Source organism: Aeromicrobium tamlense (genome assembly GCF_013408555.1).
Classification (GTDB): Bacteria; Actinomycetota; Actinomycetes; order Propionibacteriales; family Nocardioidaceae; genus Aeromicrobium; species Aeromicrobium tamlense.
Genome location: NZ_JACBZN010000001.1, coordinates 404,663 through 423,497 on the forward strand (window position 1 = coordinate 404,663; position 18,835 = coordinate 423,497).

General features: G+C 71.7%; 23 protein-coding genes. 14 read left to right on the forward strand and 9 right to left on the reverse strand.

All coding sequences use genetic code 11. The annotated features are described in order from the left end of the window. Positions 1-85: 85 nt before the first annotated feature. The 3 genes from BJ975_RS02040 to BJ975_RS02050 all read left to right on the forward strand — a co-directional run bounded on the left by BJ975_RS02040 (position 86) and on the right by BJ975_RS02050 (position 2,420). Positions 86-412, forward strand: a complete 327-nt coding sequence (locus tag BJ975_RS02040; protein WP_179423156.1) for a PadR family transcriptional regulator — start codon at positions 86-88, stop codon at positions 410-412. Then, the gene (locus BJ975_RS02045) at positions 409-1,473 is read left to right on the forward strand and encodes a hypothetical protein (protein ID WP_179423158.1); all 1,065 of its coding nucleotides are present in this window, start codon (positions 409-411) and stop codon (positions 1,471-1,473) included. The genes BJ975_RS02040 and BJ975_RS02045 overlap by 4 nt, the downstream gene beginning before the upstream one ends. A 95-nt stretch (positions 1,474-1,568) precedes the next feature. After that, the gene (locus tag BJ975_RS02050; RefSeq protein WP_179423160.1) at positions 1,569-2,420 is read left to right on the forward strand and encodes a Bax inhibitor-1/YccA family protein; all 852 of its coding nucleotides are present in this window, start codon (positions 1,569-1,571) and stop codon (positions 2,418-2,420) included. 207 nt (positions 2,421-2,627) lie between these two features. Here the strand turns inward: BJ975_RS02050 and BJ975_RS02055 are convergent, their stop codons facing one another. Next, a complete protein-coding gene (locus tag BJ975_RS02055; protein WP_179423162.1) occupies positions 2,628-3,536 on the reverse strand; it encodes an SGNH/GDSL hydrolase family protein in 909 nt (302 codons plus the stop codon). Between the two features lie 56 nt (positions 3,537-3,592). Between BJ975_RS02055 and BJ975_RS02060 the strand changes: the two genes are divergently transcribed. Genes BJ975_RS02060 through BJ975_RS02075 form a run of 4 tightly spaced genes read left to right on the forward strand, consistent with a single transcriptional unit; the run spans position 3,593 to position 7,513 of the window. Continuing rightward, on the forward strand, positions 3,593-4,276 hold the full coding sequence (locus BJ975_RS02060; RefSeq protein WP_179423164.1) for a tyrosine-protein phosphatase: 684 nt from the start codon (positions 3,593-3,595) through the stop codon (positions 4,274-4,276). Beyond that, positions 4,273-5,166: a pirin family protein gene (locus BJ975_RS02065; protein ID WP_179423166.1), complete on the forward strand. Its 894-nt coding sequence runs from the start codon at positions 4,273-4,275 to the stop codon at positions 5,164-5,166. The genes BJ975_RS02060 and BJ975_RS02065 overlap by 4 nt, the downstream gene beginning before the upstream one ends. A 38-nt stretch (positions 5,167-5,204) precedes the next feature. Further along, positions 5,205-6,023 (forward strand): SDR family NAD(P)-dependent oxidoreductase, encoded by an 819-nt coding sequence (locus BJ975_RS02070; RefSeq protein WP_179423168.1) that lies wholly within the window; start codon positions 5,205-5,207, stop codon positions 6,021-6,023. Then, positions 6,020-7,513, forward strand: a complete 1,494-nt coding sequence (locus BJ975_RS02075) for a cytochrome P450 (protein WP_179423170.1) — start codon at positions 6,020-6,022, stop codon at positions 7,511-7,513. The genes BJ975_RS02070 and BJ975_RS02075 overlap by 4 nt, the downstream gene beginning before the upstream one ends. 7 nt (positions 7,514-7,520) lie before the next feature. Here the strand turns inward: BJ975_RS02075 and BJ975_RS02080 are convergent, their stop codons facing one another. Continuing rightward, positions 7,521-7,943, reverse strand: coding sequence for a VOC family protein (locus tag BJ975_RS02080; RefSeq protein WP_179423172.1), 423 nt, complete (start codon positions 7,941-7,943; stop codon positions 7,521-7,523). Positions 7,944-8,112: 169 nt separating this feature from the next. On the opposite strand from BJ975_RS02080, the gene BJ975_RS02085 reads away from it, so the two are divergent. Beyond that, on the forward strand, positions 8,113-9,375 hold the full coding sequence (locus tag BJ975_RS02085; protein ID WP_179423174.1) for a tail fiber protein: 1,263 nt from the start codon (positions 8,113-8,115) through the stop codon (positions 9,373-9,375). 10 nt (positions 9,376-9,385) lie between these two features. Here the strand turns inward: BJ975_RS02085 and BJ975_RS02090 are convergent, their stop codons facing one another. From BJ975_RS02090 to msrA, 3 genes are read right to left on the reverse strand one after another with little or no spacing between them, the layout of a single operon-like run. Continuing rightward, complete coding sequence (locus tag BJ975_RS02090; RefSeq protein ID WP_179423176.1) at positions 9,386-9,937, reverse strand: mismatch-specific DNA-glycosylase; 552 nt, start codon at positions 9,935-9,937, stop codon at positions 9,386-9,388. A 1-nt stretch (position 9,938) separates the two neighbouring features. Then, the gene (locus BJ975_RS02095; protein WP_179423178.1) at positions 9,939-10,277 is read right to left on the reverse strand and encodes an antibiotic biosynthesis monooxygenase; all 339 of its coding nucleotides are present in this window, start codon (positions 10,275-10,277) and stop codon (positions 9,939-9,941) included. 4 nt (positions 10,278-10,281) lie between these two features. Beyond that, complete coding sequence (msrA, locus tag BJ975_RS02100; protein ID WP_179423180.1) at positions 10,282-10,917, reverse strand: peptide-methionine (S)-S-oxide reductase MsrA; 636 nt, start codon at positions 10,915-10,917, stop codon at positions 10,282-10,284. Between the two features lie 61 nt (positions 10,918-10,978). On the opposite strand from msrA, the gene BJ975_RS02105 reads away from it, so the two are divergent. Both BJ975_RS02105 and ilvA read left to right on the forward strand, forming a co-directional pair. Then, positions 10,979-12,115 (forward strand): AI-2E family transporter, encoded by a 1,137-nt coding sequence (locus BJ975_RS02105; protein WP_179423182.1) that lies wholly within the window; start codon positions 10,979-10,981, stop codon positions 12,113-12,115. A 9-nt stretch (positions 12,116-12,124) separates the two neighbouring features. Further along, on the forward strand, positions 12,125-13,315 hold the full coding sequence (gene ilvA, locus BJ975_RS02110; protein ID WP_179423184.1) for a threonine ammonia-lyase: 1,191 nt from the start codon (positions 12,125-12,127) through the stop codon (positions 13,313-13,315). A gap of 70 nt (positions 13,316-13,385) precedes the next feature. On the opposite strand, the gene greA is transcribed toward ilvA, so the two are convergent. Both greA and BJ975_RS02120 read right to left on the reverse strand, forming a co-directional pair. Further along, the gene (gene greA / locus BJ975_RS02115) at positions 13,386-13,883 is read right to left on the reverse strand and encodes a transcription elongation factor GreA (RefSeq protein ID WP_179423186.1); all 498 of its coding nucleotides are present in this window, start codon (positions 13,881-13,883) and stop codon (positions 13,386-13,388) included. Between the two features lie 64 nt (positions 13,884-13,947). Further along, positions 13,948-14,331, reverse strand: coding sequence for a DUF4307 domain-containing protein (locus BJ975_RS02120; protein WP_179423188.1), 384 nt, complete (start codon positions 14,329-14,331; stop codon positions 13,948-13,950). 74 nt (positions 14,332-14,405) lie between these two features. On the opposite strand from BJ975_RS02120, the gene mca reads away from it, so the two are divergent. Further along, complete coding sequence (mca, locus tag BJ975_RS02125; protein WP_179427949.1) at positions 14,406-15,257, forward strand: mycothiol conjugate amidase Mca; 852 nt, start codon at positions 14,406-14,408, stop codon at positions 15,255-15,257. Between the two features lies 1 nt (position 15,258). Here the strand turns inward: mca and BJ975_RS02130 are convergent, their stop codons facing one another. Beyond that, a complete protein-coding gene (locus tag BJ975_RS02130; protein WP_317628221.1) occupies positions 15,259-16,872 on the reverse strand; it encodes a phytoene desaturase family protein in 1,614 nt (537 codons plus the stop codon). 58 nt (positions 16,873-16,930) lie between these two features. Beyond that, positions 16,931-17,377, reverse strand: a complete 447-nt coding sequence (locus tag BJ975_RS02135; RefSeq protein WP_179423190.1) for an SRPBCC family protein — start codon at positions 17,375-17,377, stop codon at positions 16,931-16,933. Positions 17,378-17,615: 238 nt separating this feature from the next. On the opposite strand from BJ975_RS02135, the gene BJ975_RS02140 reads away from it, so the two are divergent. The 3 genes from BJ975_RS02140 to BJ975_RS02150 are packed head-to-tail and all read left to right on the forward strand — an operon-like array spanning position 17,616 to position 18,814. Then, a complete protein-coding gene (locus tag BJ975_RS02140; RefSeq protein ID WP_179423192.1) occupies positions 17,616-17,831 on the forward strand; it encodes a hypothetical protein in 216 nt (71 codons plus the stop codon). Beyond that, positions 17,828-18,271, forward strand: coding sequence for an ASCH domain-containing protein (locus BJ975_RS02145; protein WP_179423194.1), 444 nt, complete (start codon positions 17,828-17,830; stop codon positions 18,269-18,271). The genes BJ975_RS02140 and BJ975_RS02145 overlap by 4 nt, the downstream gene beginning before the upstream one ends. 3 nt (positions 18,272-18,274) lie before the next feature. Continuing rightward, on the forward strand, positions 18,275-18,814 hold the full coding sequence (locus tag BJ975_RS02150) for a GNAT family N-acetyltransferase (protein ID WP_317628220.1): 540 nt from the start codon (positions 18,275-18,277) through the stop codon (positions 18,812-18,814). Positions 18,815-18,835 lie beyond the last annotated feature (21 nt).

The window sequence follows — 18,835 nt, forward strand, 5'->3', positions numbered from 1 at the left end:
CAGGAAACCTCGTTCAGTGGTGCGACACGACGTGCCGGTGTCACGTTTCGCACACTAATGCGGATTGCGTGGTACTGTCCGACGCATGGATGCAACCCAACTGCTCAAGGGAGTGCTCGACGTGGCCGTCCTGGCCGTCGTCGAGGGCGAGGACGGCTACGGCTACGACGTCGTCCGTCGTCTGCGGGCCGCCGGGCTCGAGGAGGTGGGCGACGCGTCGGTGTACGGCACGCTGCGCCGCCTCTACTCGGCCGGCGCGCTCACGTCGTACGTGGTCCCCAGCGAGGAGGGGCCCCACCGCAAGTACTACGGCATCACCGAGCAGGGTCGGACCATGCTCGCCGCGCAACGCAAGACCTGGGCCGAGTTCGCCCGCACCATGGACCGCATGCTCGAAGGGACCGCCGCATGAACGCCACCACCCTCCCCGCCGAGATCGTCGCGTTCGCGGCTGCCGTGCGCGCCGCGCTGGCCGACCTCCCCGCCGACGAGGTCGAGGAGCTCACCGACGGCCTCGAGGCCGACCTCGCCGAGGCGTACGCCGAGGACCTGGCGCGCGAGCTGCCCGACCCCACCGCCTACGCCCACGAGCTGCGCGGCGCCGCCGGACTGCCGACGCCCCAGGCTCCCAAGGGCCGACTCCACGCGATCGGGACCTCCTTCGCCGAGGCGGGACGCGACGTCGAGCGCAGTCTGCGCCGCAGCCCGGCGGTCTCCTCGACGCTGGACTTCCTCGTGACGCTGCGTCCCGCGTGGTGGATCGTGCGCGGCTGGGTCGCCTACCAGGTGTTCTGCCTGACGATCCTCGGGATGTGGAAGACCGACGTCCTCCCCGGTGACTTCGCGAAGTGGCTGCTCCTGATCCTCCTGGTGGCCGGCAGCGTCTTCCTGGGCATGAGGTCCTGGCCGCGTCCCGTGGCCGTCCTGATCGTCCTGGGCAACGCGTTCGCCGCGTTCGCGCTGATCCCGGTGCTGGCGAACGACGCCACGGGCGCCGAGCTGGAGATGGCCTACGAGAACCCGCCGGAGTACGAGTACGGGAGCGGGTACGAGGGTGGCGACGGCACCGGCGTCTGGCTGAACGGCAGCGAGGTCACGAACATCTTCGCCTACAACGCCCGCGGCGAGAGGCTCAACGGCGTCCAGCTGTTCGACCAGGACGGCAAGCCCCTCACGACCTCGGTCCCCGGCGGCAACGGCTGCCTGGAGAAGGACGAGTTCGACGAGTGCACCAAGCCCGGCGCCTGGATGCCCGTGCAGCTCGAGACGGGCGCCTCGGCGTGGAACGTCTTCCCGATGAAGATGGCCGAGTCCTCCTTCGACGACCCGACCCGTCCGGTCACGGGAGCGGTCGCGCAGGACCGTCCCGCGCCATTCCTCAAGGTCCCGGCGCTGCTCGTCGCGAGCCCGACGGCCGACGCGAAGGACTCCGCGGCCGCCACCGAGGAGAAGGACGGGAAGAAGAAGCCCTGAGCGGGAAGCCTGGCGGTGGTGGGGGCGTTGTATAGGGTGAGTACACCGACCCCGCCACCACCGGCGCGCGGGGCCACATTCTCCCGGAGGAGATCATGAGGAGCAGCAACCCCGTCTTTGCGAACAACGCGGAGTTCAACGGCCGCAACACGACTCAGTACGCAGACCCGTCGCAGTGGAAGATCGACCTGTCCGGCTCGGGTGACGGAACGCAGACCCCCGGCCTGCAGGCTCCCACGTCCCCCGGACGCATGACCTTGGACACCGTGGTCGAGAAGACCGCCATCACGCTCGGCCTCGTGGTGCTCGGCGCCGCGGTCGCTTGGTTCATGATCGGCGACATCGACTCCGACGCGGCGCTGGCCACCGCGTGGACGTTCTCCATGGGCGGCGCGCTGATCGGCTTCGTCCTGGCGATGGTCAACTCCTTCAAGAAGGTCATCAGCCCCCCGCTGGTCATGGCGTACGCGCTCGTCGAGGGCGTCTTCGTCGGCGCCTTCTCCAAGATCATCTCCACCTGGGTGGGCGACGCCGGCATCGTGTTCCAGGCCGTCCTGGCCACGTTCGTCGCCGCGGCCGCCACCCTGGCCGCCTACAAGTTCTTCAACATCCAGGTCACCGCGAAGTTCCGCCGGGTCGTCATGATCTCGCTGTTCGCGTTCATGGGAGTCATGGTCCTCAACCTGGTGCTGAGCCTGTTCGGCGTGTTCCCCAACGGCGGCCTGCGCAGCATGGACAACCCGATGCTGGCGATCCTCGTCGGCGGCGTCGCGATCGTGCTCGGCGTCCTGTGCCTGATCATGGACTTCGACTTCGTCGAGCGCGGCGTCGAGGCCGGCCTCCCGGAGCGCGAGTCCTGGCGCGCGGCGTTCGGCCTGACCGTCACGCTGGTCTGGCTGTACCTCGAGATCCTGCGCCTCCTCGCGATCCTGCGCGGAGACAGCTGATCCACGGGGTCACCCGAGACCCCAGCACGAAGGCCCGCCACCACGAGGTGGCGGGCCTTCGTCGTGTCCGGGACCCTGCGGGGAGCGGTGAGCTGTCAACCCTTCCCTCTGGCGACCGGTGCGCGATCAACCGCATCGGGGCCTCGTGCGGTTGACGACCCACCGCCCAGGAACGGGAAGGGTTGAGGACTCACCGCCACAGGCAGGTCAGCGGCGGCGCAGGACGGCGGCCCAGCGGCGGCCGCGGAGAGCCGGCGCGACCTCAGTGCCGCCGTGCTCGGACGCCCACTCGGCGGCCTCGCCGAGCGGCATCTGCTCCACGGCGCCGACCTCGGGCTGCTCGTCGCGCGAGCGCCACTGCGCCACGGCGGCCGCCACGAGGAACCCGCACACCGTGGCGTAGCCGTCGGCGCTGGGGTGGAAGCGGTCATCGCCGAAGAGGGCGTCGCCCTTGACCAGCAGCAGCGGCTCGAGCACGTCGGCCAGCGAGATCACGCGCGCGCCGGCCTCGACGGCGGCCACGGTCTGGCGGCGGGCCAGGTGGCGGCTCCAGTAGCGGCAGACGGTGCGCAGGGGGACGGGCAGCGGCTTGATCGTGCCGAAGTCGGGCACCGAGCCGACGACGACCTCGCTGCCGAGGCCGCGCAGGCGCGCGACGGCGGCCGCGAGGCGGCGGGCCGAGCGCTTCGCGGGCACCTGGTGGGTGATGTCGTTGGCGCCGATCAGGATGATCGCCAGCTGCGGGTCGTCGAGGTCGGACGCGGTGATCTGGTGCTGCAGGTCGCGCGAGCGCGCGCCCACGGTGGACTCGTTGCGGATCTGCACGGGTTGGCCCAGCAGGTGCGACAGGCCGGTGCCGATGAGGGCCGACGGCGTGTGCTCGAGGTCCTTCACCCCGTAGCCCACCATCGTCGAGTCGCCGAGCAGCAGGCAGCGGACCGGCTCGCCCGGCAGGTCCTCGCCGTAGACGCCGTTGCCCGAGGGCGGCCGGTCGGTGGTGGTGCCGATCCGCTTGCGCGCCAGGAGGGCCTGTCCCACGAGGATCGCGTAGGTGCCGAGGCTGAATCCAGCCGTCCTCGCGGCGGCCTTGGCAGTGGTCCTCGCGGGGCTGGGCACGCGTCCAGTGTAGGAAGTCGGACCAGACGGTCGGATGCGGTTCCTAGGATGGAGGGGTGAACGAGACCGTCCCGAACCTGCGCGACCTCGGCGGCACCTCCGTCGAGGGCGGCGTCATCCGTCCCGGCCGCCTGCTGCGCAGCGCCCTGCCCCTGGGTGACGACGTCGCGCCCGACGACATCACGTGGCCGCCCACGGTCGTCATCGACCTGCGCTCCTCGATGGAGACCGAGACCCAGCACCCGCTCGCCGGGCCGGGGGTCACGGTGCTCAACTTCCCGCTGCTCAGCGCGCTGCGGCCGGGCGTCGCGCCGCCGGAGTCGCTGGCCGAGCTCTACCAGCTCATGCTGCAGACCACGTCGGAGCACCTCGTCGAGGTGATCGACGCGGTCGCGCAGGCCGAGGACGCCACCACCCTCGTCCACTGCGCCGCGGGCAAGGACCGCACCGGCGTCTCGATCGCGATGGTGCTCGCGCTGCTCGGCGCGAAGCGCGACGACATCGTCGAGGACTACCTCGTCACGGCGCAGCACGAGGAGCAGATCCAGGCCCGCTTCAACCGTCTCTTCGGCGAGCGTCGCGCCATGCTGCCGGCCGGCTACATCGCCACGCCGGTCGAGGCGATCAGCGGCGTGCTCGACACGTGGGACCAGCACCCCGGCGGCGCCGTCGGCTGGTTCCAGCGCGCCGGCGGCACGCCCCAGACCATCGACCGGCTCCGCACTACGCTGGTGCGATGAGTCCGGATCGGACGATCGAGCCGCGCGAGGTCCCGCTGGGCGGGCTGCGCGGACTCAAGGTCCATCGCACGCTGCCCAGCAAGGAGATCCCGCTCATCGGAGCGTGGTGCTTCGTCGACCACTTCGGTCCCACCGAGCACCGCATGGAGGTGCTGCCGCACCCGCACATCGGGCTGCAGACCGTCACGTGGCCGATCGAGGGACGGATCCGGCACCGCGACAGCCTCGGCAGCAACGTCGTGCTGGAGCCGGGCGAGCTCAACCTCATGACCTCGGGCGACGGGGTGTCGCACTCGGAGTTCACCGAGGGCCCGCCCGGCGAGATGCACGGCGTGCAGCTGTGGGTGGCCCTGCCCGACGCCACGCGGCGCGGCCCCGCCGCCTTCGAGCACCACCCCGACCTGCCGCGCATCGAGGGGGAGGGCTGGGCCGGCGTCGTGCTGGTCGGCAGCTTCGCCGGCGAGACGTCGAAGGCCACGGTGCACACGCCGCTCGTCGGCGTCGAGCTGCGGCTCCAGCCCGGGCGCCACGAGTTCGACCTGGATCCCGACTTCGAGCACGGCATCCTCGCCGTCGACGGCGCCGTCAGGGTGGGCGGACGAGCCGTTCCGCACCGCTCGCTGGAGTACGTGGCCCCCGGCCGCGCGCGTCTGGCGCTCGAGGTCGACCGCCCCACGATCGTCATGCTGCTCGGCGGCGAGCCGTTCGGCGAGGAGATCGTCATGTGGTGGAACTTCATCGGCCGCTCGCACGAGGAGATCGTCGAGGCGCGCGAGGCCTGGGAGGCGCTCGCGCCCCGCTACGGGCACGTCGAGGGCCACGGCGACCAGGTCATCCCGGCCCCGCCGATGCCCCACGTGAGACTTCGTCCGCGCGTTCGTCGCGCCTGACGCCCACTTTCGGATACTGTCGGTATCCGGAGGTGGGTATGACGTACTTCACGGGCAAGGTCGCCGTCGTCACCGGCGCGGGATCGGGCATCGGACGGGCCCTCGCGATCGGTCTCGCACAGCGGGGAGCCCGCGTGGCCATCAGCGACGTGGACGCCACGGGACTGGCCGAGACGCGAGGGATGCTCGAGGCCGCGGGCGCCGACGTCCGCGCCGATCATCTCGACGTCTCGGAGCGTGAGCGGGTGCTGGCCTACGCCGACGAGGTCGCCGCGCACTTCGGCGTGATCCATCAGGTCTACAACAACGCGGGCATCGCGTTCACCGGCGACATCGAGGCGATGGACTTCAAGCACCTCGAGCGCGTCATGGACGTGGACTACTGGGGTGTCGTGAACGGCTCGAAGGCGTTCCTGCCGCACCTCATCGCGTCGGGCGACGGTCACGTCGTCAACATCTCCAGCGTCTTCGGCATCATCTCGGTGCCCACGCAGGGTGCCTACAATGCGGCCAAGTTCGCCGTCCGCGGCTTCACCGAGGCCCTGCGGATGGAGATGGTGGCGCGCGGCCGGCCGGTCAAGGTCACGTGCGTGCACCCCGGCGGCATCAGGACCAACGTCGCTCGCAACGCCGGCCAGGTGGACGGGCTCGACCACGACGACCTGGCCTCGTCGTTCGACCGCGTCGCCCGCACCACGCCCGAGCGCGCCGCCGAGGTGATCCTGCGCGGCGTCGAGAAGGGCAAGGCGCGGGTGCTCATCGGCGCCGACGCCCGCGTGATCGACGTCGTGTCGCGGGTGGCAGGTCCGCACTACCAGCGGCTCGTGGCCCGATTCGCGGGGAAGGCGGGACTGTGAGCGTCTTCACCGTCAAGAACGCGTGGGGCGGCCAGCGCCTGCCGCACCCGCCCGGTCGTCGCCCCGTCGCCTACGACGCCCTGACGATGCGCACGGGCACGCCGCTGGCCAACGTCATGCGCGTCGGCAAGGACCTCGGTCCGCTGTTCGAGGTGCGCGTGTTCAGCCAGAAGTTCGTCTTCGTCACCGGTGCCGAGCTGGCCGCCGAGATGTGCGACGAGACCCGCTTCCACAAGAACCTGCCGCCGGCCCTGGTGGCGCTGCGCGAGTTCGTCGGCGACGCCCTGTTCACGGCGTTCGACCACGAGCCCAACTGGGACACGGCGCACGGCGTGCTGATGCCCGCGTTCTCCAAGGCGGCGATGCGCGGCTACCACGACACGATGCTCGAGACGGCTGCTGAGATGCTCGCGGTCTGGGACGGGATCGACGGACCGATCGACGTCACAGCCGACATGACCAAGCTGACGATGGAGACGATCAGTCGCTGCGCGTTCAGCCGCGACTTCGGATCGTTCACGTCGCGCGAGCGACACCCGTTCGTCGACGCCATGATCGCCGCACTGATGACCGGCATGCAGAAGTCGTCGCTCGACTCGATCCCGGGCGGCAAGCGCATCGCCAAGCGGATCGACGAGGCGAACGCCGAGCACCGCGCCTACGTGGACGACCTCGTCGACGAGATGGTGCGCGACCGTCGGGCGACGGGGGAGCGGCGCGACGACCTGCTCGACCGCATGCTCTACGAGGCGCACCCGGAGACGGGCGTGCGGCTCGACGACCAAAACATCCGCGAGCAGATCCTGACCTTCCTGGTGGCGGGTCACGAGACGACGTCGGGCGCGCTGAGCTTCGTCCTCTACTACCTCTCGCGCCATCCCGAGCTGCTGGCGAAGGCGCAGGCCGAGACCGACGCGCTGCTCGGCGACGACCCCGATGCCGAGCCGACCTTCGAGCAGGTGCCGCGGTTCCGGTACCTGCGCCGCTGCTTGGACGAGGGCCTGCGGCTGTGGCCCACCGCGCCCGCGTTCGCGCGCTCGCCGCGCGAGACCACCACGATCGCGGCGGGCACCGACCACGAGGCCGTGATGACGCCCGACGACTGGGCGATCATCGTGCTGCCGATGATGCACCGCGACCCCGTGGCCTGGGGGCCGACGGCGGACGAGTTCGATCCCGACCGCTTCCTGCCCGAGAACTCCAGGGGCCGGATGAAGAACGTCTACAAGCCGTTCGGCACGGGCGACCGGGCCTGCATCGGGCGCCAGTTCGCGCTGCACGAGGCGATCCTCGTCCTCGCGCGGCTGCTGCACCGCTACGACATCGCGGCCGACCCCGACTACGAGCTGCGAATCGACGAGCGCCTCACGATCGTGCCGAAGGGCTTCGAGGTGACGCTGACCCGTCGGACACCGTCGCGCGGGCCCGAGGCGCTGGCCGACGACGACGGTCCGGCCGAGGTGCCCACGGGCTGCCCCGTGGCGCACTGACGCCGGCTCACCTCAGGGTGGTGCGGCCGTCGGCTTGCACGGTCCAGAACGGGTTGTGCGCGATCTCCCACGGGTGGCCGTCGGGGTCGGCGACGTAGCCGGAGTAGCCGCCCCACTCGATGGGCTCGGCCGGCTTGAGCACCGTGGCGCCGGCCGCGCGGGCCTGCTCGATCACGGCGTCGACCTCGTCGGGTGAGCCGACGTTCTGGGCCAGCGCGATGCCGCTGAACGTGGCCCCGGTGTCCTCGACGCGGGCGTCCTCCGCCAGCCCGGCGCGCGTCCACAGCGCCAGGATCATGCCGGGCAGCTGGTAGAACGCGATGCCGTCCTCGTCGTTGTCCTTCGAGAACCCGAGGCCGTCCTCGTAGAAGGTGCGCGACCGTTCGAGGTCGGCGACGCCGAGGGTGACGAGGCTGATGCGTTGGTCCATGGCGGCCACGCTAGACCCCGCCACGGACATCGCGGCCGGGCAACCGCCGACCATGTCACACCGTCAACTTCCTCAACTCCACACGCATCCGACACATCGTCGGTAACGTCCGTTCGGGCCCCGAACGGATCGGGCGAGCTGTGCCCGGTCGAGCGAGTGGAGGGCGAGGATGCTGAGCTCCTTGCGGATGGTGTTGGCCTGCGGAGCGGCGTCGGCGGTGGTCGGGGCGGGCTCCGCACTCGTCGTGACGACGGCGACGAGTGACGACGCGGTGCCGGTGAGCTCGCCGATGTACGGCTGCATGGACGTCACGGCCGGATCGCTCTACCTCTCGGACTCCGGGACCTGCGCCGACGACCTCGTGCCGGTCACGTGGCAGGGCGAGCCAGAGGCGGCCGAGGGTGCCGACGGCGAGGACGGCTCGAACGGCCAGGACGGCGAGGACGGTCTCGACGGCGCCGATGGATCCGCTGGCGCGGCTGGCGCGGCTGGCGCGAAGGGCGCGTCCGGAGCGAACGGCGAGGACGGCGCCGACGGTGAGGACGGCGTCGACGGTGCCGCTGGGTCGAACGGCGCCAAGGGTGACAAGGGCGCCAAGGGTGACAAGGGCGAGAAGGGCGAGAAGGGCGACAAGGGCGACGACGGCGCCGCGGGTGCCAAGGGCGACAAGGGCGACGACGGTGCCGCGGGCGAGAAGGGCGATGACGGCGAAACCGGCGCGACCGGCGCCACCGGCGCCACCGGCGCCAAGGGGGATCGAGGCGACGACGGCCTCGTCCCGTGGAGCGCGGTGTCGTCCTGGAGCGCCTCGACGACCTACAGCGCCGGTCCTCCAGCGGCGGTGGTGACCCGCGGCGGCAGCACGTACGTGGCCGCGCGCTCCTCGATCGCCGCGGACCCCGCGACCTCCCCGGCGGACTGGATCCTCGTCGCGGCCGCAGGCGCGAAGGGCGACAAGGGCGACCGGGGCGACAAGGGCGAGACGGGCGAGCAGGGTGAGATGGGGGCCACGGGCGCGGCCGGCGCCGACGGTGAGGCCGGCGCCACGGGCGCGGCCGGCGCCGAGGGTCCGGCGGGCCCCGCCGGACCGACGGGTCCGGCGGGCCCGCAAGGTCCTCAGGGCATCCAGGGCCCGGCCGGGAACTCGCTGCTGTCCGGCGAGTTCAACCAGTGGCAGGGCTCCGCCCGCGCGTTCCGCGACGACTACGACTGCACGGTCGGCACGGTCGTGCTGGGCGTGGGCTGGCGGGGAGTGCCCGCCGATGGCCGGATCCTGCCGATCCAGCAGTACCAGGCGCTGTTCTCGCTCCTCGGCACCTACTTCGGCGGGAACGGGTCCACGACGTTCGCCGTCCCGGACCTGCGAGCGGTCACCCCGAACGGGCTGCGCTACAGCATCTGCAACAACGGGATCTACCCGTCGTCCGAGTGAGGACGGAAGCTCAGTCGTCGAGGAGTCCTGCCGCCCGCGCCACCTCGCGGTAGGCGCGCGCCAGGGACTCGACGGTCTCGTGGGCGTTGAGGCCGCTCGGGTTCGGCACCACCCAGACCTGGGCACCCGCGAGGTCGTCGGGCTGGCGCCCCGGCTTCGCGGCGCGGTGCCCGAACGCGGTGCGGTAGGACGTGATGCCCGCGACCGCCACCACCCGCGGTGCGCGCTCGCGCACGAGCGAGACCAGCCGCTCGCGGCCCTCGACCAGCTCCGCGGGCTCCAGCTCGTCGGCGCGGGCGGAGGCGCGCGCGACGAGGTTGGTGATGCCGACGCCCCGCGCACGCAGCCGGTCGGCCGCCTCGGCAGGTTCGTCGGAGTTCACGAGCCCGGCCCGCACGAGCGCCGGGTAGAAGCGGTTCCCGCGCCGCGCGAAGTGCAGGCCCGTGGCCGCGCTGACGAGCCCCGGGTTGATGCCGACGAACAGCAGGCGCAGCTCGTCGGGCATCAGGTCCGGGATCGTGCTTCCGGCGAACGACGCCAGCTCGGCGCGGCTCCAGCCCACGTCAGCCCGCGAACCGGCCGAGGAGGTCGGCGTCCAGCTCGGCCTCGGTGACCTCGTGGTGGTCGACGTGGGCGTCCTTCTCGACGAGCAGGTCGTCGTCGCCGGGGTAGAAGACGGCGACGCCCGGGTCGTCGCCGGCGAAGCTCCGCACGTCGTCCATCGACTCCCACAGCGAGAGCGTGACGACCTCGACGAGGTCGCCGACGGGACGGCGCAGCACGAGGACGCCGAGGTTCCCGGGGGTCGCGCGATAGGCGCGCACCCCCGTGGCGCTCTGGTGCGCCAGGTAGGCCTCGACGTCCTCGGGGCGCACGGCGCCCCGCCAGCGACGGATGATCACTGGTTCAGGCGTACGAGACGCCGGTGGCGTGCAGCGGGCAGTAGCCGTACGGGTTCTTCACGAGGTACTGCTGGTGGCCCTCCTCGGCGTACCAGTAGTCCTCGAGCGGACGGATCTGCGTGGTGATCTGTCCGTACCCGTGGGCGGTCATCTGCTTCTGGTAGGCGTCGCGGGACGCCTCCGCCTCGGCCTGCTGCTCCGGCGTGGTCGTCAGCAGGATCGAGCGGTACTGCGAGCCGCGATCGTTGCCCTGGCGCATGCCCTGCGTGGGGTCGTGGTTCTCCCAGAACACCTTGAGCAGGTCGGCGTAGCTGGTGACCGAGGGGTCGAAGACCACCTTCACGACCTCGGCGTGACCGGTGCGTCCGGTGCACACCTCCTCGTAGGTGGGGTTGGGGGTGAGACCGCCGGCGTAGCCGACCGAGGTGGACCAGACGCCGGGCTGCTCCCAGAACGTCTTCTCCTCGCCCCAGAAGCAGCCGAGTCCGAAGACCGCGACGCCGAAGCCCTCGGGGCCGTCGGTCTCGATGGGGTTGCCCGTGACGAGGTGGCGGTCGCCGACCTCGAAGGGGCGGGTGTCGCGGCCGGGCAGGGCCGTGTCGGCCGTGGGCAGCGTCTTCTTGTCGAATCCGAATCGCATGGGACCTCCTGTGTCGTCGTCAACACCGTGCGGCGTCGGAGTGTTCCCGTAGCCTCGATGCGTGAGCAACGAGACGCCGCGCGGTGCCGGGCGGTACGAGGTTCCCATCGGCATCGAGATCGCCGCAGCCTGGGCCTGGCGCATCGTCGTCATCGGCGCCGCGCTGTACGTCCTGGCACTGGGCCTGGGGCACTTCTCCGAGGTCACCATCCCCATCGCCGTCGCGATCCTGCTGGCCGCGCTGACGATCGGCGGCGTCGACTGGCTCGTGCGGCACCGGGTGCCCCGGCTCGTGGCCTCGCTCGCGGTCGTGCTGGGGCTGGTGCTCGCGCTGGTGGGCATGCTCGGCCTGGTCGGGCAGCAGCTCTCGACGCAGTTCGACGACCTGCGCGACAGCGTCGTCGAGGGCATCGCCCAGCTGCAGGACTGGGCGCGCACCGGGCCGCTCGGCCTCTCCGACCGGCAGCTGGCCGACTGGGTCGACCGGGTGCAGTCCGCGATCTCCTCCAGCGACTCGTCGGTGGTCAACCAGGCCACCGAGGTCGGCACCCAGATCGGCCACTTCGTCACCGGGTTCTTCATCGCTCTGTTCGCGCTGTTCTTCTTCCTCTACGAGGGCGGCCGCATCTGGTCGTGGGTGGTGGCGCTCTGGCCGCGCGCCGCGCAGCCGCGCGTGGCCTCCTCGGGCCGCGCGGCGTGGGGCTCGCTCACCGCGTTCGTCCGGGCCACGGTCCTCGTCGCGCTGGTCGACGCGATCGGCATCGCCGGCGTCGCGCTGATCCTGCAGGTCCCGCTCGCGGCGGCCATCGGCGTCCTGGTGTTCCTCGGCGCGTTCGTGCCCATCGTCGGTGCGCTCGTGTCGGGCATGGTCGCCGTCCTCGTGGCGCTCGTCGCCCAGGGACCGGTCACCGCACTGCTCATGCTCGCGGGCGTGATCGCGGTCCAGCAGCTCGAGTCGCACGTCCTCCAGCCGTTCCTCATGGGCGCGATCGTCGCCCTGCACCCGCTGGCCATCCTGCTGGCGATCGCCACGGGCCTCGTCGTCGCCGGCGTGGTCGGCGCACTGCTCTCGGTGCCGTTCGCGGCCTGCCTCAACAGCGTGGTCCGGCACCTCGCGAACGGGGAGCCACCCGACACCGACGGGGTGCTGGGGGAGGAGTCCCGCGACCTCGGCGACCCACCGCCGGCCACGGCCTAGGGTGGACGTGTGGATCTCGACGATGCGCGCGCGGCGCGCGAGCTGCTCGACGGAGTCAGCGAGGTCACGCCGCTGACGCACTCCCGCTGGCTGCACGCCCTGACCGGGCGCGACGTCCGGTTCAAGTGCGAGAACCTGCAGCGCGCGGGGTCGTTCAAGATCCGCGGCGCCTACACCCGGATCGCCCGGCTGTCCGACGAGGAGCGCTCCCGCGGCGTCGTCGCAGCCAGCGCCGGCAACCACGCGCAGGGCGTCGCCCTCGCGGCGGCGCAGCTCGGCGCTGCCGCCACGATCTTCATGCCGCACGGCGCGGCCCTGCCCAAGGTCGCGGCCACGCGTGGCTACGGTGCCGACATCCGCTTCCACGGCTCGGGCGTCACCGAGGCGCTCGTCGCGGCCTCGGAGTTCGCCGAGCGGACCGGGGCCACCCTGATCCACCCGTTCGACCACCCCGACATCGTCGCGGGCCAGGCCACCGTGGGCCTCGAGATCATCGAGCAGCTGCCCGAGGTCGCCACGATCCTCGTGCCGCTCGGCGGTGGCGGGCTCGCGGCCGGCATCGGTCTGGTCAAGACCGAGCGCCCCGACGTCACGGTCGTCGGCGTGCAGGCCGAGGCCGCCGCGGCCTACCCCGACTCGCTCGCCGAGGGCATGCCCGTCGAGGCCGACCTCGGCGCCACGATGGCCGACGGCATCGCCGTGGCCCGCCCCGGCGAGGTGCCCTTCGGACTGATCCGCGACCACGTCGACGAGGTCGTCACGGTCTCCGAGGAGTCGATGAGCCAGGCGCTGATCGGCCTGCTCGAGCGGGCCAAGCTGCTCGTCGAGCCCGCCGGCGCGGTGGGCGTGGCGGCGCTGCTGGAGCACCCCGACCGGTTCGAGGGACCCATCGTGCCCGTGCTGTCCGGCGGCAACATCGACGCGCTGCTGCTGCTCGAGGTGATCCGCCACGGCCTCGCGTCCGGCGGCCGCTTCCTCATGTTCCGCGTGCGCATCTCCGACCGTCCCGGCGAGCTGATGCGTCTGCTCACCGCGCTGGCCGAGATGGACGTCAACATCCTCAACGTGCACCACGACCGCGGCTCCGAGGCCCTCGGCGTGCGCGAGGTCGAGGTCGCCCTGCAGGTCGCCACCCGCGGTCCCGAGCACCGCGCCGACGTCTGGCGCCGTCTCGTGGAGCTCGGCTACGACCCGATCTGAGCCCGCACGCACGAGCGCCCGCCACCGGAGGTGACGGGCGCTCGCAGCCACCGAGCGGTGGAACGCGGGATCAGTAGGGCTTGGCCTCAAGGATCTCCACGGTGATCGTCTTGCCGTTCGGGGCCTCGTAGGAGACCGTGTCGCCGGCGAACTTGTCCACGATCGCCGAGCCGAGCGGCGAGGTGGGCGAGTAGATGTCCAGGTCGACGCTGGAGTCCAGGCTGAGCAGCTCGCGCGAGCCCAGCAGGAACGTCTCGGTCTCGGTGTCGCCCTGGAAGCGGATCGTGACCTTCATGCCCGCCTCGACCTTGCCGTCGTCGGCCGGCGCCTCGCCGACCTCGGCGCGGCGGAGGCGGTCCTCCAGCTGGCGGATCTGCGCATCGGTCTTGCCCTGCTCCTCGCGAGCGGCGTGGTACCCGCCGTTCTCGCGCAGGTCGCCCTCCTCGCGGGCGTTGGCGATCTTCTGCGTGATGTCGGGCAGGACCTCGTTCTTGAGGCGGTTGAGCTCGGCGACGAGTCGGTCGTAGGCCTCCTGGGTGACCCAGATGGTCTCGGTCTCAGTCGACATGGCGTGCTCCTCACTACGTACGACACCCCGGGACCTCCCGGGGTGAAATTCCGAGTCTACAGCATCAGGCCGCGTCGCAGGAGTCCAAGACGGCCGTGACGGCACGGCGCTCGGTGCGGATCTCCGCGACCACCCGGGTCTGCGACTTCGATGACGCCGGAACCTCGATCGTGCGCTCGCCGACGACGACCTTGTCCTGGCTCTGGGCGAAGACGCGGCACGTCAGCGCCACGGGCTCGTCGTAGAAGATCTCGAGATCGACCTTGGTGGTGCGGTCGTCGAGGACCTCGTAGGAGTGGACCCGGGCCTGGTGCGCCGGGACGTCGGACCACGAGGCCCAGGCCGCCCAGGCGACGCCGATCGAGATGCCGATGGTGGCGACGACGGGCCACAGCCAGCGGGGGGTCGTGCGGCGGTGGCGTCCGTATCGCGCTTCCAGGTCGGTCACGACTACCAGTGTCTCAGGGGCGTGAAAGACTGGGGCACGTGGTCGAGAACGCCGAAGCCGGCACCCTGCGTCTGATGCACGTGCACGCCCATCCCGACGACGAGTCGAGCAAGGGCGCCGCGTCCACCGCCAAGTACGTGGCCGAGGGGGTCGACGTCCACGTCGCCACCTGCACCGGTGGCGAGCGCGGGTCGATCCTCAACCCGGCGTTCGAGCACCCGGGGATCCTCGAGAACCCCGAGCTCATCGCCGAGATCCGCCGCGAGGAGATGGACAAGGCGCGCGAGATCCTGGGCATCACGCAGGACTGGCTCGGCTTCGTCGACTCCGGCTGGCCCGAGGGCAACCCCAAGCCTCCGCTCGAGGAGGGCTGCTTCGCGCTCGTCCCGATCGAGGAGGCGGCCGCGCCGCTCGTGCGCCTGATCCGCTCGTTCCGCCCGCACGTGCTCACCACGTACGACGAGAACGGCGGCTACCCGCACCCCGACCACATCAAGTGCCACGAGGTCAGCGTCTACGCCTTCGAGGCCGCGGCCGACCCCGAGCGCTACCCCGACCTCGGCGAGGCGTGGCAGGTGCAGAAGCTCTACTACCACCACGGCTGGTCGCGGGCGCGCATCGAGGCGATCAACGCGGCGATGGAGCGTCACGGTCTCGAGTCGCCGTACAAGGACTGGCTCGAGACGCGCGAGATCGACCCCGAGCACGAGAAGCGTCTCACCACGCGCGTGCCCTGCTCGGAGTACTTCGAGGTGCGCGACCGCGCGCTCATCGCGCACGCCACGCAGATCGACCCGAACGGGTTCTGGTTCGCCGTCCCGCGCGAGGTCCAGGCCGAGGCCTGGCCCACCGAGGACTACGAGCTCGTGAAGTCGTTCGTCGACACGCAGCTGCCCGAGGACGACCTCTTCGCCGGTCTGCGCTGAGTCAGCGGCGCAGGGCTCGGCGGGCCACGCCGCGCACGGGCTCGAGCACGCCGTCCACCCGGCTGTGGGCCAGGGCGGCGCGCGCCGCGTTCATGCCGGGCGCGCCGTGCACGCCGCCGCCGGGGTGGGCCGAGGCCGACCCGAGGTAGAGCCCGCGCACGGGCGTCTCCGACCGGCCGAGCCCCGGGATGGGACGGAAGAACAGCTCCTGCTGCAGCTGTGACGTGCCGCCGTTGATGGCGCCGCCCACGAGGTTGGCGTTGCGCGCCTCGAGCTCGCGCGGGCCCAGCACGCGCCGGGCGATCACGCGCGATCCGAAACCGGGCGCCAGCCGCTCGATCCGCGCCTGCATGCGGTCGGCGAAACGCTCGGCGTCGGCCGCGTCCCAGGTGCCGCGCACCGAGCCGTCGCCCGCGTCGGCCACCGTCTTCTGGGGAACGTGGGTGTAGGCCCAGACCGACTCGGTGCCGGCGGGGGAGCGGGTGGGGTCGGTCGTGCTCATCTGGCCGGCCAGCATGAAGGGGTGCGCGGGCACGTGTCCCGCGTGCACCTGCTGGAGCGCCACGTTCATCTCGAGCCGCGAGTCGGCGACGTGGAACGTGCCGGGGTCGTGCGGGGGCTGGCTCGCCCAGGGGATGGGGCCGTCGAGCGCCCAGTCCACCTTCACGGTGCCGGGGTCGAGACGGAAGCCCTGCATCCGCTCGTGGACCTTGGCGGGGACGTCCGACGGGGCGAGCAGGTCGCCGTAGAGCTGCGAGGCGATGACGTCGGCGACCACCGCGCGGCGGGCCTCGTGGCGCTCGCCGTCGGCGGTGCGGACGCCCACGGCGCGCCCGTCGACGACCTCGACGTGGGCGACCCGGGAGGAGGTCTCGATCTGGCCGCCCAGCGACTCGAGTCGGCTGGCCATCGCGCGGGTGAGCATCCCGGCGCCGCCCTCGGGGACGGGGAAGCCGACCGTCTGGCCGAGCATCGTCATCATGAGGCCCATCAGGCCCGAGCCCGGCGCGTCGAGCGGGATGTCGGCGTGCCCGGCGTTGCCCGCGAGGAGCAGGCCGGGGGAGGAGCCCTTGAACCGGACGTCGGCCAGGTCGACGACCGGACTGAGCAGTGTCTTGACGAAGTCGAGTCCGCCCACGCGTCGCAGCTTGGCGAGCGTCGCGACTCCGCCGCGCACCGGCGGGAAGGGCGTCAGCAGCGAGGTGATGAGAGCGTTGCCGATCTCGTCCCAGGCCGCGCAGAGCTCGAGCCACGCCTCGCCGTCTCCGGGCTGCTGCTCCTCCATGAGGGCGGCGGTGATGCGTCGATCGCGGTGCAGCATCGCCCACGAGCCGTCGGGCCTGGGGTGACCGAGCACGGCGGGAGCGTGGGTCCAGCGGAGCCCGTGCTCCTCCAGACGGAAGGCCTGGATCGTGCGCGAGGCGGCGGCCAGCGGGTAGAAGGTGCTGAACGTGTCGTGGACGAAGTCGGGGTGCACGGCACGGTCGCTGCGCACGGCGCCACCGATCTCGGGCTGCTCCTCGAGGACCAGCACCGACCAGCCGGCGTCGATCAGGTGGTTCGCGGCGACGAGGCCGTTGGGGCCGGCGCCGATGACGATCGCGTCGTGTGTCACGGGTGGATCACCTTCGGGCAGAGCATCGGGAGGTCGTCGACATCGTAGCCGCGGGGGCTCACGAGGTCGGGAGGTCGCGTCGCTCGGCGATGTAGGCGAGTCGTCGCAGCGTCTCGGAGTTCCGCCACTTGAGGGAGGGACCGCGGACGGGGCGGGGGATCAGGGTGGCCGGTCCGCTGGCGGGCTCCTCGGAGATGGTCACGAGGGTGCCGGCGCCCTGGGGGGCGAGGGTGATCACGACCTCGGCCGTGCCGGCGGGCCAGGCGCGGGCGAGCAGCTTGATGCGATGGCCGGGGTTGACCTCGAGCACGCTCGTGCTGTCGTCGATGAGGGCAGGCCAGACGCCGACGGAGTGGTGCAGCTTCGAGCCGACGATCGGCCACGACGGGTCGACGTCGCGCATGCGCGAGGCACCGACGACCCACAGCGGGTAGAGCCAGCCGTCGGACAGGACCTCCCACACGCGCTCGGGCGTGGTCTCGATGAGGCGAGTGTTCGTCGTCATGCCCGGGACGTACCCACGGCGGGCGCGGCCACACGTGCGCGCGGGCCGGTTGAGGTCGTCGCCTACGCTGCGGTGGAACACCGATTCGACAGTGAGGAACGAGCAGATGTGCTCTCCGGTCCCGTGCAGGCAGTGCGGCAAGACGACGTGGCGTGGATGTGGCGAGCACGTCGACCAGGTCAAGGCGGCCGTCCCGGCCGATCAGTGGTGCGGTCACGAGCAGGACTAGGCTGATCCGGTGACCATGCTGGATTTCGCGGTGCTCGCGACGCAGGAGATCGACCCCGAGGGCAACCAGCCGATCGGCTGGCTGGCCGGCCTCTACACGCTGGCCCTGTTCATCGTGATCGGCCTGCTGCTGTGGTCGTTCACGAAGATGGCCAAGAAGGCGCGCCAGCCCTGGGAGGGCGAGGACACCGACACTCCCACCGACGAGGATCCGCCGAAGCCGTGACCGAGCTGCCCCGTCTCTGGCACGAGTTCGTCGAGGCGAACCCGCAGTTCGCCGACGAGGTCCCGGAGGTCGAGCCGTTCGGCGACACCCCCGAGATGGCCGACGACCTGGCTCGGCTCGTGCTGGAGGGGACCAAGCGCGCCACCGCCTCGCCTGTCGAGGAGGGCGTGGCTCCCGAGGACGCCCACTGGGTGATGCTCGACGGTCGCGGTGAGGCCGTGGCCGTGCTGCACACGCACGAGATCCGCATCGGCCGCCTCGATTCCGTGGACGAGGCGTTCGCCTGGGACGAGGGCGAGGGCGACCGCACGCGCGACTGGTGGCTCGACGCCCACCGCGGCTTCTTCCGTCGCCGGCTTCCTCATGTGACCGACTTCGACGCGCTGCCCACTGTCTTCGAGCGGTTCACCGTCGTCTGGCCCCCGACGCTCGCCGACTGACCCGTGCCCACGCTGACGACCGAGCGGCTGAAGCTGCGGCCCTGGACGCCGGCGGACCGCGAGCCCTTCGCGGAGCTCAACGCCGACCCCGAGGTCATGGAGCACTTCCCGTCTGTGTTGGATCGCGCCGCGAGCGACGCCCTCGCCGACCGCTTCGAGACGCGCATGGCGCACCAGGGCTGGGGTCTGTGGGTCGTCGAGGCGCAGGGTCGCTTCGCCGGCATGGCGGGGCTGAACCCCGTGCCTCCCGAGGTCCGCGCCCTGTTGCGCGGCTCGCCGCCGGTCGAGGTCGGCTGGCGCTTCGCCCGCTGGGCCTGGGGCCACGGCTGGGCCACCGAGGCCGCTGCCGCCGCCGTCCGCCACGGGTTCGACATGCTCGGCCTGAGGGAGATCGTCTCCTTCACCGCCGTGGGCAACCTCCGCTCCCGGGCCGTCATGGAGCGCCTCGGCATGACCCACGACGAGGCCGACGACTTCGACCACCCGGCGCTCCCCGCCGACAGCCCCCTGCGCCACCACGTCCTCTACCGCCTGCCCCGCTGACCTTGCCCCGCGCCGCGCCGT

Bases quoted from the DNA above. Each gene is read 5' to 3' on its own strand.
- BJ975_RS02085 (WP_179423174.1), top strand. From the start codon at position 8,113: ATGCTGAGCTCCTTGCGGATGGTGTTGGCCTGCGGAGCGGCGTCGGCG.
- BJ975_RS02050 (WP_179423160.1), top strand. From the start codon at position 1,569: ATGAGGAGCAGCAACCCCGTCTTTGCGAACAACGCGGAGTTCAACGGC.
- BJ975_RS02135 (WP_179423190.1), bottom strand. From the start codon at position 17,377: ATGACGACGAACACTCGCCTCATCGAGACCACGCCCGAGCGCGTGTGG.
- msrA (WP_179423180.1), bottom strand. From the start codon at position 10,917: ATGCGATTCGGATTCGACAAGAAGACGCTGCCCACGGCCGACACGGCC.
- BJ975_RS02040 (WP_179423156.1), top strand. From the start codon at position 86: ATGGATGCAACCCAACTGCTCAAGGGAGTGCTCGACGTGGCCGTCCTG.
- mca (WP_179427949.1), top strand. From the start codon at position 14,406: ATGCACGTGCACGCCCATCCCGACGACGAGTCGAGCAAGGGCGCCGCG.
- BJ975_RS02080 (WP_179423172.1), bottom strand. From the start codon at position 7,943: ATGGACCAACGCATCAGCCTCGTCACCCTCGGCGTCGCCGACCTCGAA.
- BJ975_RS02070 (WP_179423168.1), top strand. From the start codon at position 5,205: ATGACGTACTTCACGGGCAAGGTCGCCGTCGTCACCGGCGCGGGATCG.
- greA (WP_179423186.1), bottom strand. From the start codon at position 13,883: ATGTCGACTGAGACCGAGACCATCTGGGTCACCCAGGAGGCCTACGAC.
- BJ975_RS02065 (WP_179423166.1), top strand. From the start codon at position 4,273: ATGAGTCCGGATCGGACGATCGAGCCGCGCGAGGTCCCGCTGGGCGGG.
- BJ975_RS02045 (WP_179423158.1), top strand. From the start codon at position 409: ATGAACGCCACCACCCTCCCCGCCGAGATCGTCGCGTTCGCGGCTGCC.